Source organism: Oceanospirillum sp. (assembly GCF_982874595.1).
Window position 1 is genome coordinate 23,458 of the sequence record NZ_CEYNZH010000001.1, and the last position, 15,160, is coordinate 38,617.

General features: G+C 53.3%; 11 protein-coding genes. 8 read left to right on the forward strand and 3 right to left on the reverse strand.

The features are described 5' to 3' along the window. The first annotated feature begins 204 nt into the window (after positions 1-204). The 7 genes from AC4GL5_RS00120 to AC4GL5_RS00150 all read left to right on the forward strand — a co-directional run bounded on the left by AC4GL5_RS00120 (position 205) and on the right by AC4GL5_RS00150 (position 9,808). Complete coding sequence (locus tag AC4GL5_RS00120; protein ID WP_490380749.1) at positions 205-966, forward strand: (Fe-S)-binding protein; 762 nt, start codon at positions 205-207, stop codon at positions 964-966. Continuing rightward, positions 956-2,416 (forward strand): LutB/LldF family L-lactate oxidation iron-sulfur protein, encoded by a 1,461-nt coding sequence (locus AC4GL5_RS00125; RefSeq protein WP_490380750.1) that lies wholly within the window; start codon positions 956-958, stop codon positions 2,414-2,416. The genes AC4GL5_RS00120 and AC4GL5_RS00125 overlap by 11 nt, the downstream gene beginning before the upstream one ends. Beyond that, positions 2,416-3,084: a LutC/YkgG family protein gene (locus tag AC4GL5_RS00130; RefSeq protein WP_490380751.1), complete on the forward strand. Its 669-nt coding sequence runs from the start codon at positions 2,416-2,418 to the stop codon at positions 3,082-3,084. Before AC4GL5_RS00125 ends, AC4GL5_RS00130 begins: the two co-directional genes overlap by 1 nt. Before the next feature lie 166 nt (positions 3,085-3,250). Then, positions 3,251-6,163 (forward strand): FAD-binding and (Fe-S)-binding domain-containing protein, encoded by a 2,913-nt coding sequence (locus AC4GL5_RS00135; protein ID WP_490380752.1) that lies wholly within the window; start codon positions 3,251-3,253, stop codon positions 6,161-6,163. A gap of 166 nt (positions 6,164-6,329) precedes the next feature. Continuing rightward, positions 6,330-8,219 (forward strand): methyl-accepting chemotaxis protein, encoded by a 1,890-nt coding sequence (locus tag AC4GL5_RS00140; RefSeq protein WP_490380753.1) that lies wholly within the window; start codon positions 6,330-6,332, stop codon positions 8,217-8,219. Positions 8,220-8,275: 56 nt separating this feature from the next. Continuing rightward, a complete protein-coding gene (locus AC4GL5_RS00145; protein ID WP_490380754.1) occupies positions 8,276-8,767 on the forward strand; it encodes a universal stress protein in 492 nt (163 codons plus the stop codon). A gap of 165 nt (positions 8,768-8,932) precedes the next feature. Further along, positions 8,933-9,808: an AEC family transporter gene (locus tag AC4GL5_RS00150; RefSeq protein ID WP_490380755.1), complete on the forward strand. Its 876-nt coding sequence runs from the start codon at positions 8,933-8,935 to the stop codon at positions 9,806-9,808. A 120-nt stretch (positions 9,809-9,928) separates the two neighbouring features. Here the strand turns inward: AC4GL5_RS00150 and fabB are convergent, their stop codons facing one another. Together fabB and fabA are read right to left on the reverse strand one after the other, a co-directional pair. Then, the gene (fabB, locus tag AC4GL5_RS00155) at positions 9,929-11,146 is read right to left on the reverse strand and encodes a beta-ketoacyl-ACP synthase I (RefSeq protein WP_490380756.1); all 1,218 of its coding nucleotides are present in this window, start codon (positions 11,144-11,146) and stop codon (positions 9,929-9,931) included. 15 nt (positions 11,147-11,161) lie between these two features. Continuing rightward, a complete protein-coding gene (gene fabA / locus AC4GL5_RS00160; RefSeq protein WP_490380757.1) occupies positions 11,162-11,677 on the reverse strand; it encodes a 3-hydroxyacyl-[acyl-carrier-protein] dehydratase FabA in 516 nt (171 codons plus the stop codon). A 420-nt stretch (positions 11,678-12,097) separates the two neighbouring features. On the opposite strand from fabA, the gene AC4GL5_RS00165 reads away from it, so the two are divergent. Next, complete coding sequence (locus tag AC4GL5_RS00165; protein WP_490380758.1) at positions 12,098-13,657, forward strand: methyl-accepting chemotaxis protein; 1,560 nt, start codon at positions 12,098-12,100, stop codon at positions 13,655-13,657. A 42-nt stretch (positions 13,658-13,699) separates the two neighbouring features. Here AC4GL5_RS00165 and AC4GL5_RS00170 read toward each other — a convergent pair whose 3' ends face one another. After that, positions 13,700-15,151, reverse strand: coding sequence for a cryptochrome/photolyase family protein (locus AC4GL5_RS00170; protein WP_490380759.1), 1,452 nt, complete (start codon positions 15,149-15,151; stop codon positions 13,700-13,702). Positions 15,152-15,160 lie beyond the last annotated feature (9 nt).

Below are 15,160 nucleotides of genomic sequence, written 5' to 3' on the forward strand. Positions count from 1 at the left end.
GCCAGCGATGACGCTGCGGTTTCCGCCAGCGTCATCAGCCCTCGGTCAGTGGGTTAAAACCTGATCTGAAGAACACAGTCTCAAAGATACAATCTCAAGGACACAGTGCCGGTTCACTGGCACCAGCAACGGCCTGACATCTCAGGATGCTTCGACATAAATAGCACTGTTTCGGCAGCGCTGAATAATACGAGTGTATTAGCGATGAGCAGTATTAAGCTTTATCCCCCAAAACCTAAGAAGGTTTACTTCTTTGGCACCTGTCTGGTGGATCTTTTCTACCCGGATGCCGGTATGGCCGGTATTCAACTGTTAGAGCAGGAAGGCATCGAAGTGATCTTTCCGCAGGATCAGACCTGTTGCGGCCAGCCTGCGTATACCTCGGGTTATCACGATCAGGCCCGGGAAGTTGCTGCTGCCCAGTTGAAGCTGTTTTCTGAGGATTATCTGATTGTGCTGCCATCCGGCTCCTGTGCGGGCATGATGCGCGAGCATTATCCGGAGCTGTTTGCCGGTCATCCGGAAGAGGCGCTGGCAAAAGAGGTTGCCGGCCGTATTTACGAGCTGACCGAATTTTTGCTGCACGTTTGCCACATGCAGATCGAAGATAAAGGTGAGCCGATTAAGGTGGCGATGCACACCTCCTGCAGCGCCCGTCGTGAAATGGGACTGGGTGAAGTGGGGCCGGCTCTGCTGAACAAGATGGCCAATGTTGAGGTTGTTGAACAGGCACGCGTTAAAGAGTGCTGTGGTTTTGGCGGTGCTTTCTCGGTACGTCATCCGGAGATCTCCGAAGCGATGGTAACCGATAAGGTGGAAGCGATTGATGCCACCGGTGCTGATGCCATGATCACCAGTGACTGCGGCTGCATGATGAATATCACAGGTGCGGCTGAGCACATGAAGAGAGACTTTAACGGCGAACATATCGCCAGCTTCCTGTGGAGACGCTGCCATGAGTCATAATCAGTCAGCCACCCAGGGTTCGGTTCAGGAGTTCCATCCCCGTGTCCACGAGGCGATTACCAATCCTCAGATCCGCGCTAACTTCCGTAAGGCGATGGATGGTCTGATGGACAAACGCCAGCTGGCGTTTCCATCGGATGATGAGCTGCAGCGTACCCGTGAACTGGCCGCGGCTATTCGTCTGCGTGCGCTGTCCAAACTGCCGGAACTGCTGGAGAAGCTGGAAGCTAACCTGACCGCTAACGGTGTGAAGGTACACTGGGCGGAAAATGGCGATGAAGCCTGCAAAATTATTCTCGATATCTGCAACGAGAAAAACGCCAAGAGCGTGATCAAGGGTAAGTCGATGGTCAGCGAAGAGATGGAGCTGAACCATTACCTTGAAGAGCATGGTATCGAGGCGCTGGAATCCGATCTGGGCGAATATATCGTGCAGCTGGCGGAAGAAACCCCATCGCACATCATCATGCCCGCGATCCATAAGAACACTGATCAGATCTCTGATCTGATGCATGAGAAGACCGGCACTAACAAATCCCGGGATGTGGAATATCTGACCGCAGAAGCTCGTCAGCAGTTACGTGAGCGCTTTGAAAAAGCCGACGTGGGCGTGTCCGGTGTGAACTTTGCCGTGGCCGAAACCGGCACCTTGTGTCTGGTAGAGAACGAAGGTAATGGTCGTCTGACCACCACGGTGCCACCGGTACATATCGCGGTTACCGGTATCGAAAAAGTGGTGGAAAACATGGAGGACGTTGCGCCTCTGTTGTCGATTCTGACCCGTTCAGCTACCGGCCAGCACATCACCACCTATTTCAATATGATCTCCAGCCCGCGCAAAGAAGGCGAACTGGATGGGCCGGAAGAGGTGCATCTGGTACTGGTGGATAGCGGACGTTCCAATATCTATCAGGACGACGAGCTTTTAGACACCCTGCGCTGCATCCGCTGCGGTGCCTGTATGAACCACTGCCCGGTGTATACCCGCATTGGTGGCCATGCTTATGGTCACACCTATCCGGGGCCTATCGGCTCGATTCTGATGCCGCATCTGGTCGGCATGGATGATTCCAAAGATCTGCCAAGCGCATCGTCACTGTGCGGTGCCTGTGGTGAAGTCTGCCCGGTGAAAATTCCGATTCCAAAACTGCTGGTACGTCTGCGGGAAGAATCCGTAGCCGGTGATAAAGATAATGACAACTCCACCGTTAAAGGTCGGGGTATCAAGCGTAAAGGCATGGAGCCTCTGATCTGGAAAGGTTGGGCGAAGATGCACAAGCACGGCGGTCTGTACCGTACCGGAACCGGCCTTGCGACGGTATTCCGTGGTCTCGTACCCAGCAACCTCGGAGCCTGGACCAATTGCCGTACCGCACCGAAGCTTGCGAGAACCACCCTGCACCAACAGATGAAAGCGCGTAGCCAGAAAAAAGACGGAGGAGATCAGTGATGAGCGCCCGTGATGCCATTTTAAATCGTCTGCGCCATCGTCGTGATGGTGCGCTGACGGCTCCGGTCAGCGACTTCTCCGTTGTCACGGAGAAGCAGTGGAATGACAGTGAAAAGCTGGATCTCTTCCAGCAGAAGATCGAATCCGTACACGCCGAAGTTCACCGTGTCAGTCAGGATAACTGGCTGGAAAAGCTGAAAGAACTCATGGCCGAAAAGCAGGTGAAAAACCTGCTGACACCGATGCAGGCGCAGGTGGGTGTGGATACCCGTGCAGCCCTTAAAGAAGGTGACGTTGAATTGCTGGCCTATGATCAGCCGATTGAAGGCTGGAAAGCAGAGCTGTTCTCCCATGTCGATGCCGCTATCACAGATGTGCGCTCTGCTATCGCAGAAACCGGTTCTCTGGTGCTTTGGCCGGATACGGATCAGCCTCGTCTGATGACACTGGTGCCGCCGATTCACTTTGCCGTGGTCGATGCGGATCAGCTGAAGAACACCTTTCATGAGGTGATTGTGTCTGAAGGTTGGGGTGGTGCTTCAGAAGGGCAGGCTATGCCAACCAATGCGCTGCTGATCTCCGGCCCATCCAAGACCGCTGATATCGAGCAGACGCTGGCCTATGGCGTACATGGCCCGAAAGAGCTGGTGGTGCTGGTTCGTCAGTAAACCAGCCACAAACCAAAGTAAGAAAAACGTTGAAAAAGAGCCACCACCGAAGCCTTTTACTGTTCAGGTAAGGATTTCGATGTCACCAGTGGCCGTTTAGCGGAACTGCAGACACAAGGCACTGTGCAGCGGTTTCCCGTGATTATAGATGCAGGGTATCACCACGATGAAGCAAGCCTATCAAGAGCTGTATAACGAACTGAGCGGATTTATCAGCAAAGAGCGTCTTATCCATGATGAGTTGCGCACGTTGGCTTATGGCACCGATGCCAGCTTCTATCGGTTGATTCCTCAGTTGGTGGTGCGGGTGGATAACGAGCAGGAAGTGATCGCTGTTCTTAAAGCGACCGCTGCCCGTAATCTGCCGGTAACCTTCCGTGCAGCGGGTACCAGCTTATCCGGTCAGGCGGTGACGGATTCTGTGCTGATTCAGCTGAGCAGCAACTGGCGCGGCTATCGTATTCATGGTCACGGTGATGCGGTTTCCCTGCAGCCGGGCGTGATTGGTGGTAAAGCCAACCAGCTACTGGCCCCTTTTCAACGTAAGATCGGCCCGGACCCAGCGTCGATCAATGCCGCAATGATCGGTGGAATCGCCGCTAATAATGCCAGCGGTATGTGTTGCGGAACGGCACAGAACAGCTACAACACCGTTGAGAATATGCGCGTCATTATGGCAGACGGCACCCTGCTGGACACCGCTGATGAGGGTAGCCGCAAAGCCTTTGAACAGTGTCATGGTGGCCTCTTGGCTGAGCTGAAAGCCCTAGGAGAGAAAACCCGGAATAACCAGCAACTGGCCGACCTGATTCGTCATAAATACCGTCTGAAAAACACCACAGGCTACAGCCTGAACTCGCTGGTGGATTACAGCGATCCATTTGAGATTCTGAAACACCTGATGATCGGCTCGGAAGGCACGCTGGGCTTTATCAGTGAGGTGACCTACCGCACGGTTATCGAGCATCCCCTGAAAGCCGCAGCACTGATCTTCTTCCCGGATATGGAATCCACCTGCCACGCCGTGACCGCGATGAAGCCAACACCGGTTGCTGCGGTTGAGCTGATTGACCGTGCCGGCCTGCGGGCAGTGGAAGATCAGGCCGGTATGCCGGAGATTCTGAAAACTCTCGGTGATGAAGCCGCTGCGCTGCTGGTGGATGTGCGCGGTAGTGAGCGTGACGAGCTGGATCAGAAGCTGACCGAAGTCACCGCTGCCATTGCTGATATCGAAACCCTTGCCCCTATCGAATTTACCGAAGATGCCGCCACTTATGCGCTTTACTGGAAGATCCGTAAAGGGCTCTTTCCGGCGGTCGGCGCGATTCGTATGACCGGCACCACGGTGATTATTGAAGATGTTGCCTTCCCTATCGAGCAGCTGGCAGAAGGTGTGCTGGAGCTGCAACAGGTCTTCCGCAAGTACGGCTACGATGAAGCCCTGCTGTTTGGTCATGCCCTTGAAGGCAACCTGCACTTTGTGTTCACTCAGGGTTTTGATGACCCGAAAGAGGTTGAGCGTTATCAGCAGCTGATGGATGAAGTGGCTGATCTGGTGGCAGTGAAATACAAAGGCTCTCTCAAAGCGGAGCACGGCACGGGCCGTAATATGGCACCCTATGTGGAGCTGGAATGGGGTAAAGATGCTTACGAGCTGATGTGGCAGCTTAAGGCGCTGTTTGACCCTGAGCATCTGCTGAACCCGGATGTGATTCTGACCCGCAACCCGAACCTGCATCTTGAGAACCTGAAACCCCTGCCTCCGGCGGATTCACTGATTGATAAGTGTATTGAATGTGGCTTCTGTGAGTCCTCTTGTCCGTCACGGAATCTGAGCCTGACACCCCGTCAGCGCATCGTGATCTGGAGAGAAATTAATCGCCTTGAGGATTCTGCTGATCAGGGAAATAACAGCCTGCAGGAAGCGGATCGTCTGAAAGCGTTAGTGAGTGAATACGACTACCAGGGCATTGATACCTGCGCAGCTTGCGGGCTTTGTGAGATGAATTGCCCGGTTAGTATCAACACCGGAGACCTGACCCGAAGCCTGCGTCATGAACGTAACAAAGGCTACGCCAGAACCGCAAAATGGATCGCAGGCCATTTTGAAACGGTTGCCAACACCTCTCGCGCCATGCTAAAGATTGCAGACGGAATGCATACTTTGGTCGGTAGTAAAAATATGTCGGCCATCACGTCTGCGGCACGAAAAGTGTCCGGAAATCGTGTGCAGCAGTGGACTCCGTCCATGCCTAAGGCATCGCCTAAGATCGATGAGATCTTAACGCGTGTGCCATTGAATCAACCGGAAAAACGTCTGCAGGGGGACGTGGCCGCAGCACCGCATACGGTGACCAGCGACCTGACGGATGATAGTCGGGTGGTTTATCTGCCCAGTTGTGCCACCCGCATTATGGGGGCGGCACGCAATCAGGGTGAGGACAGATCCACGCCGGAAGTTGCTTTGAGCCTGCTGAATAAAGCCGGGTTTGAGGTGATCTTCCCTGATCATTTAGGTGATCAGTGCTGCGGTATGCCATTTCAGAGTAAAGGCCAGTTTGATGCTGCTAATGCCAAAGCAGAGCAGCTCAATAACGCGTTATTGGCCGCAACCGAAAACGGGCGATATCCGGTGTTTTGCGACACCAGTCCCTGCCTGATGCAAATGCGAGAAAAACTGGATAGCCGTCTGCGCTTGTATGAACAGGTCGAATTTATTCACGACTTTGTTCTGCCCCGCCTGACGATAACTGCAAAGAAAGATCGTATTGCGCTGCATATCACCTGCAGCACCACCAAAATGGGACTGGCTGACAAATTTAAAGCACTGGCATCGGCTTGTGCGGATGATGTTGTCATTCCACCGGATATTACCTGTTGCGGTTTTGCCGGAGATAAAGGCTTTTCACAACCTGAGCTGAATGCGTCTGCGCTGAAAGACTTGCCGGATGTGGTGGCGGGTTGTGATGAAGGCTACTCCAACAGCAGAACCTGTGAAATCGGTCTGAGCGAACACAGCGGTATTCCTTATCAGTCAATTATCTACTTAGTTGACCGTTTAAGTACCCGTAAAGCGTGAGGGCGGATTCCAACAGGTTCTGATAACTGCTCTGAAATATGTGTCTACGGAAAGATCACGGCTCGGTTTCCGGAGTTACCTGGGATTGTTGCAGGCGAACACCGTAAACCTCTTATAAAAACAAAAAGTATTGGCCTCGGATGAGGTTTAAAAAGGAGCCCTGACAATGAGTCTCAATCTCTCATTACGTCAAAAACTTATCGCCGTAGTCCTGGTTGTTGTTCTGGGCATCAGTGCGATGGGTCTTTATTCCATTATCAGCCTGAACATACTGACCGGTGCCTCCGAGCAAGTGGTGCGACTGGGACATGTGGCTCAGATGGTAACCAATCTGGAAGTTCAGCTACTGCAATTTGCCAAACTGCGTGAAACGGCAAGCGAGGAGACCATTGGCGAGATCGACAGCGCTCTCGGTGACCTCAAGAGTAACGCGGTTAATCAACTGGATACTGCTGCCGGGCTTGTGGACGAGCCTCAGGCGAAAAAACAGTTGTCCGATGCTTCATCTCAGCTGGAGCCCTACTTGAAGTCGTTGGCAAACTGGGTAGAAATTCGTAAAAACTACGGCTTATCTGCCAAAAGCGGCGAACTGGGTAATTTAGAAAAAGAGTCGGCAGCCTTGATGAGTGAGATCGAAGTGTTCGGCTCTTTTGCAGCCCGCCTGCGGGAAGTTCGTGCTAAAGAGAAAGATTTCCTGATCTATCCTACCGATGAGCAGCGCAAGGTTGTGCAGTCTTCTGTGGATCAGCTGCGGACCGATATCCGGGCAATGGCCTTCGACGATATCTTCTTCCCCTTTGTCGATAAATATGAAGCGTCACTGCACAAAGTGATGGCGATGCGAACTGAATTAGCCGCGCTGGATAATAAGCTGGCCGGTTATCGCCAGCAGATCTCAGAGCAGATACAACAGAGCCGCCTCTACATTGAGCAGAACCTGCTGATTAAAGCTCAGCAGCAGGCCAAAGAAGCCGTCGCATCTGCCCGCTGGTCGATTATTCTGGGTAGCGCGCTGCTGGCGATTGTTATCGGTGCCATTGTGGCTTCGGTGGCTGTGTCGATCACCCGAAACGTCAAACAGACTCTGGCTGTGCTGAGTGAGATTGCTAAAGGTGATCTGACCCATAAGCTGACAGAGAAGGGCAGTGAGCAGGATGAGTTCCGCCATCTGGCTGTTGCTACTAATACCATGACTGGCGGCCTGAATGAGGTGATCAGTCATCTGATACAGAGCAACAATGAACTGAAACAAACAGCAGACAGTATGGACGCCTCAGTACAACAGATCGTTGATGGCAGTAGTTCTATCTCGTCCCGTAGTAGTTCCCTGGTTGCTGCTACCGAAGAAATTAGTGCCACGACCGATCAGGTAGCCGATACCACCCAGCATGTGAGTGATTCTGCCAATGCCGCCTTTGAAACCGCGCATCAGGGCGCTCAGGTAATTGGACAAGCGATTCAGGCACTGGCCGATGTGGCGGAAGTGGTTGATGAAGCCAGCAGCTCCGTGGAAACCCTGGGAACCCGCTCGAAAGAGATTGATGTCGTGATCGACCTGATTGTCGGGGTTGCCGAGCAGACCAACCTGCTGGCGCTGAATGCCGCCATTGAGGCCGCCCGTGCCGGTGAAGCAGGCCGTGGCTTTGCCGTGGTCGCCGACGAGGTCCGGACACTGGCAGAGCAAACCGTAAAAGCGACCACGGATATTACCGAGAAGGTGGAAGCGATTCAGAAAGATACGCAGTCCGTTATCAATGCGATGCAGCAGAGCCGCAGCCGTGTTGAGCAGGGGCGTGCACTGGGTGATCAGGCTGTTGAAGCCGTGCGGGCTATTGAACAGCAGACCCGGGATGCCGCTGATCAGACACAGGAAATTATGAACGCGGTGCGTGAAGTGGCCCAGACGACCAGCCAGATGGCTCAGGATATGGATCATATCGCCCATGAAATCGGACAGAACCATGAAGCAACGGGGCAGATCGTTTCTGCCAGTCGCGCCGTACATGAGCGGGCGGCCCAGCTGGAAGCGCTAAGTGCCCGTTTCAGAACGCTCTAGCTTCAGATAACCGAAGGCAGCGTCACGCTGTCTGACTCAAAAAAGGAAAGGACACTATGCTTCCGGAAATTAAGACCATCGTGTACGCCACAACTCTGGGTAAAAACACCCGCCCGGTATTCCGCCATGCGGTTAATCTGGCCCGGACTTATAAGGCTCGTATCATTATGGTACATGCCCTTGAGCCGGTGAGTGAGTTTGGTCATGCCATTATCGAGCACTATCTGCCAAAAGAAGCGCTGGAAGAGATTCATGATCAGGGGATGAGCCGCATTCGCGATACCATGCAGGCGCGAGTGGCTAAGTTCCGTGACGAAGAGTTGGATGGTCTGCCGGATGCAGATGAACTGGATGTGCAGATTCTGGTTGAGGAAGCTAATCCTGCTGAACTGGTATTACGTGTTGCCAAAACAGAACAGGCCGACCTGATTGTTATCGGCTCCCACAGTCATCATGGTTTGTTCGGGCAAAAGCTGCTGGGCGATACCGCACAGCAGATCGGTATGCATACCAAAATACCGGTTCTGATGGTTCCTAACGATCAGTAAGCCTCTGTTATCTGTCCGGCTAACTCACCCAAAGGGGTGAGTTAACCCTATAAAGTAGGCCGGATGCACTACCGTCACTGGTAGTTGAGCCGGCTTTCTTTTATGTTGCTGGGCGGTTCTGCCCATTTATTTCCTGTTTGATCTCTGGCCGAGGAGAAGAGTCGCGTGCTGGTTGAAAAATTGCTGCTGACGGTATTCCCGCTATTTCTGGTAGTGGCTATTGGTGCCTTTTACGGGCGCTGGAAACCAACGGATATCTCCACCGCTAACCGCATGAATATGGACGTCTTTGTCCCTGCGCTGGTGTTCTCGGTGCTGGCGGATAAATCCTTCGATATGGTTGCCTATCAGGATCTGGCGCTGGCCTCTGGGCTTATCGTGCTGGGCTCCGGTGTGGTACTGCTGCCGATTGTGAAGCTTCTGGGCTGGAATCTGAAAACCTTTATTCCACCAATGATGTTCAATAACACCGGCAATATGGGGATTCCCCTGATCGTGCTTGCCTTTGGTGAGGCTGCACTGCCTGCAGCGGTGATGGTGTTTATTGTTGAGATGCTGCTGCACTTCAGTATTGGGCTCTATATCCTCGACCATAGAACCAAGCTCAGCGCTATGCTGAAAATGCCGGTGGTTCAGGCGACCATTCTGGGCTTTATCTTCAGCTTTATGGGTTGGTCACTGCCGGAAGCGGTAGCGATTCCAATGGATATGCTGGGACAGATCTCCATCCCGCTGATGCTTTTCACGCTGGGCGTGCGTTTACTGTCGGTGGATCTGTCGGATTGGAAGATGGGGATCACAGGCGCAATTCTCTGCCCGCTGTCAGGACTTCTGATGGCATGGCTGGCTACCTTCATCTGGACGTTTGATCCACAGCAGATGGCCATTCTGATCGTTTTCAGCGCCCTTCCGCCTGCAGTGCTCAACTATATGATCGCCGAACAGTTCAATCAGGAACCGGCTCGGGTCGCCTCCATCGTACTGTTGGGGAACTTTGCCAGCGTTATCACCCTTCCGCTGGTGCTGGCCTGGGTGTTGTAGGTTGTCTATCGCCTGACGATTCAGTAGGTACAAAAAAACCCGCTCCGACGTTTAGTATTCACTAAGAGTCGCGCGGGTTTTTTAATGCAGCTTAAAAGAAAAGCTAGTCAGCGGTGCTGATTAATCTTCAAAACGCTGCATGATCAGAGTGGCGTTGGTGCCGCCGAAGCCGAAGCTGTTGGACATGACGCGGTTCAGAGTGACGCCTTCACGCAGCTCAGTCACGATATCCAGACCCTGTGCCTGTTCATCCAGGTTTTCAATGTTTGCCGATGCAGTAATGAAGTCATGCTCCATCATCAGCAGGCTGTAGATCGCTTCCTGAACGCCAGTTGCGCCCAGAGAGTGTCCTGTCAGAGACTTGGTAGAACTCATGGCAGGGCTGTTGTCGCCGAAGACAGCTTTAACCGCTTTCAGCTCAGCAACGTCACCGACCGGCGTCGACGTGCCGTGGGTGTTGATATAGTCAACATCGCCTTCAACAGTCGACAGGGCTTGTTCCATGCAGCGCTGTGCGCCTTCACCGGAAGGAGCCACCATGTCGTAGCCATCAGAGGTTGCACCATAGCCAACAACTTCAGCATAGATCTTAGCACCGCGGGCTTTAGCGTGTTCCAGCTCTTCCAGAACCAGCATACCGCCGCCGCCTGCGATAACAAAACCATCACGATCGGCATCGTAAGCACGGGATGCTTTTTCAGGCGTCTCGTTGTATTTGGTGGACAGAGCGCCCATCGCATCAAACAGACAGCTCAGGGTCCAGTGCTCTTCTTCACCGCCACCGGCAAAGATTACATCCTGTTTACCCAGCTGAATCTGTTCTACACCGGCACCAATACAGTGAGCACTGGTCGCACAGGCGGAAGAGATGGAGTAGTTCACGCCCTTGATCTTGAATGGCGTCGCCAGACAAGCGGATACAGTACTACCCATGGTACGTGTAACACGGTAAGGACCAACGCGACGCAGGCCTTTCTCACGCATAATATCTGCTGCTTCCACCTGGTCGGCAGAAGATGCACCACCGGAACCTGCAATCAGGCCAGTACGCACGTTAGAAACCTGATCTTCACTCAGGCCGGAATCTGCGATCGCCTGCTGCATAGACAGGTAAGCGTAACCTGCGGCATCGCCCATAAAGCGTTTCAGCTTACGGTCGATCATCTCGTCGAGATTGATATCCACGGAGCCGGAAACATGGCTGCGGAAACCGCGGTCGCGGTACTCTTCATTAAACTTGATACCAGAGCGACCCTGACGCAGGGACTCAAGCACGGAGGCAACGTCATTACCCAGACAGGAAACGATGCCCATTCCGGTTACAACTACACGTCTCATGGTTAGCCCTCTGTATTAGAAGTTATCCGTCGATGTAAACAGACCCACACGCAGATCTTTTGCGGTGTAGATCTCGCGACCATCAACCGATACTGAGCCATCAGCAATACCCAGGCACAGCTTACGGGAGATCACGCGCTTAATAGTGATTTTGTAGGTCACCAGCTTAGCTGTCGGCAGGATCTGGCCAGTGAATTTAACTTCACCGCTACCCAGAGCACGGCCTTTACCGGGATTGCCTAACCAACCCAGATGGAAGCCTACCAGCTGCCACATCGCATCCAGCCCCAGACAACCAGGCATCACCGGATCACCCGGGAAGTGGCAGTCAAAGAACCAAAGATCAGGCGTGATATCCAGTTCAGCGATGATTTCGCCTTTGCCATGTTCGCCGCCATCTTCAGTGATGCTCACGATACGATCCAGCATGAGCATGTTCGGTGCAGGCAGTTGAGCATTGCCCGGACCAAAAAGCTCCCCTTGGCTGCATTGCAGCAACTCTTCACGGTTGTAAGAATTTTGCTTGGTCACAGAAAAAATCCAGTGGTTATTATTCAATTTCTGTCAGAAATAATCCGGCATAGTCTAAATCGTGTGGGGGTATATTGCACGTTTACCCAGTCAATAAATCATGCGCAGAGAAGGCAAAAGATGATCTGGGTACGAAAAATCACCCTCTAGAACCATAGGATAGGCTCTTTGGCACGTAATTTTGCTATACTTTTTCGATTTTTTACGTGAGCCATCAACCATAAAAGAAGCGTTTTCATACGCTTTAATAAAGAAGTGAGCGAATTTTGTTGGTATGACAGATACTTAACATACTGCGCAGAGGCTCTTTGTATTGGCAGTTTTTATCATTGGTAGGTTTCAGGCCGATGATTTTTATAAGCAAGAATAAGAAGATCAGTCCGTTCATCACGGGCCTAAGGATTTGCACAGGGTGCAGGAATGAAGAAGAACCTACCGGTTACACAAAATGAGCGCCGTCTGGGTGAGCAGAGTCGTTTGGTATCCACCACGGATCTGAAAGGGATTACTACCTTTGCCAATGATGCTTTTTGTGACATTAGCGGATTTGACCGTGAGGCGCTGATTGGCAAAAACCATAATGTGGTGCGTCATCCGGATATGCCGCCAATAGCCTTTGCCGACCTCTGGGCGCGCATAAAGAAAGGTGAATCCTGGATCGGTGTGGTCAAAAACCGGGCGATCAATGGCGACTATTACTGGGTTGATGCCTATGTTTCACCGGTTTATGACGGTGACAAAGTGGTGGGTTATCAGTCGGTTCGGGTTCAGCCGGAAGATGAAGTGACCGACCGCGCCGAGCAGATCTATCAGGCGATTAATGCCGGTAAGCAGGGCGGCCCGAAAAAACGTTTCAGTGCCTTTGGCCGTTCCTTGGCGATCACATTGCTTCTGACCCTCTTTTCCCTGATTGCGGTATTTTTTATCGATAACCGTAATCTACTGGCCTTTATCATTGGCACGATGGGCTTCTTTGCTCTGGCGGGACAAAACATCCTACTGCAGCCGTTGAAAAAACTGTTCTGTAAGTCGCTGACGGTGATTAACAACCCGGTCTCCCAGCAGGTTTATACCGGCCGGATGGATGAGTTTGGTGCGATTGAACTGGCCATGCGTATGCAGGACGCCAAACTGCGCACCTTTACCGGTCGTATCGATGAAGCGACTCAGGAGCTGTCTCAGGTGGCTCAGAATGCTGAAACTCAGGTTGAGCAGTCTCATCAGTCGATGAGCCAGCAGGAAAACGAGCTGAACAGCCTGGTCTCCACGGCGCATCAGGTCAGCGCCGGTTTCCATGAGGTTGAAACCGATATTCAGGAGATCAATCAGCTGATGCGCTCGGTGGAGGCGCAGGCAGAATCCGGACGGGAAGTGGTTCGTACCGGTGTGGCGGATGTTGAAGAGGTTAAAGTTGCTGTTGAGCAGGCTTCCGAGGCGATACAGGTGCTGCAGACTGAGTCCAATGAAGTGGCCAAAACCGTTCAGGTGATCACGGAGATTGCGGATCAGACCAACCTGCTGGCGCTGAATGCGGCGATTGAAGCGGCGCGAGCCGGTGAGCAGGGACGTGGTTTTGCCGTGGTCGCCGATGAAGTTCGTCAGCTGGCGTCTAAAACGCAGGAAGCAACGGTGCAGATCGTTGAGCGTATCGACCGTATCCGTAAGCTGGTGGGTGACTCTGTCGAGCGTATGCAGGCCAGTCAGCAGCAGGCCAGCGACAGTGCAGCCCGCATCGTCTCCGCCGGTGAAACCCTGCAGGATGTTGTGGCCGCGGTACTGGAAGTGACCTCCCGTAGTGAGCGGATTACCAACCAGATTTCTGAGCAGGCCGCCGCCAGTGATGAGATGGATCGCAGTATCAGTCAGTTGCGGGATCTGGCTCATGCCAATCGGGAAACCGCTCAGGAATCCGGCGCTTCAAACCGTCAGCTGGCGCAGGAAGTGGCTGAGCTGCAGTCGCTGCTGCGAACCCTCAAATAAACCGGTTTATATCCGTTCTGCTCCCGCCCTGTGCGGGAGCGGTTATTTCACCGCTTTAAACGCCGCCATCATTCTTTCTTTTCCCTCTTTCAGATCGGCCATTGGATTCGGATAGCCCTGCACATAACCTTTCGGTTGGATGCGCTGCTTAGCGGGTAACTTTGCCAGCTCCGGCACAAAGCGGGCGATAAACTCACCCTGAGCATCAAAGCGTTCCGCCTGACGGTAGGGGCTTAACAGTCGAAAGTAAGGGACAGCATCAGTGCCGGTAGAGGCAGCCCACTGCCAGCCGCCATTATTGGATGCCAGATCTGCATCTATCAGATGCTGCATAAACCAGCGCTCCCCCTCATGCCAGTCAATCAGCAGGTACTTACTCAGAAAAACGGCGGTCAGCATCCGCAGGCGGTTGTGCATCCAGCCGGTTTCTTTCAGCTGGCGCATCGCAGCATCCACCAGTGGAAAACCGGTTTTGCCTTCCTGCCAGCGTTGCAGATCGTCAGGGGCATCCCGCCAGCGAATCTGTCGGGTTTCCTTTTTGAACGGCTGATAACGGTTCAGCTCCGGATAAAGCACCAGCAGATGGCGGTAAAAATCCCGCCACAGAAGCTCACCCTGCCAGGTGCTGGCCGATTCTGCTGCAGCGGGATCACCCAGTCGTATCTGTTCCGCAGCCCGCCAGCAACTTTTAATGGAGAGCTTACCCGCTGCCAGCATGGGGGACAGCAGACTGGTGCCTTTGGCATCGGCGGGAAAATCACGCTGAGTTTTATAGCGATTGATCGGCTGGCCGCAGAACAGCTCCAGCTGATGAAACGCTTCCTTTTCAGTGGCGGGCCAGCGCTGTTGGATCGGATCGTCCGAATAGTTTTGCGGCTGAAACGTCATCTGTCCGGGCTGATCCAATGGCAGCGCATCGATCCGGGATTGCAGGCTCTGTTGTACGTCAGAGATCACAGGAGCCGGAGCGGGAAAGGTCTGTACCGGCTGCTGAGCGATCATCTGTTGCGCCTGTTTACGGAACGGCGTGTAAACCCGATAGGGGGTGCCATCATTTTTTAGCACGCTGCCCAGTGGCAGAAGGCTCTGGTCATGAAACAGCTGACAATGGATGCCTGCCGGTTCCGCCTGAGCGATCAGCTGCTGATCCCGTTGGCGCTCATTCAGTTCCGGTTCTTCGTTGGCGAAAATCTGATGGCAGTTCAGTTGCTGACACAGCTGGAGCAGTGCCGGGATTTGTCCGGCAAAAGTCGCCATATCCAGACAGATCAGAGGGATATGCAGCGCCTCAAGCTCTTCCTTGAGATCCAGCAGGCAGCGCTCGGTATAGCGCATCCTGTTTTGTCCCCAGTCATGGGACTGCCATTGCTCAAGGGGACGCAGAAAACAGGCGATAACGCCTGTGCCTTCCTGCTGAGCCTGCTGGCAGGCGGTAAAGAGCGCGGGGTTATCATGAATTCTCAGATCTGAACGGAACCACACCAGTTGTGCCATATCGCCTCC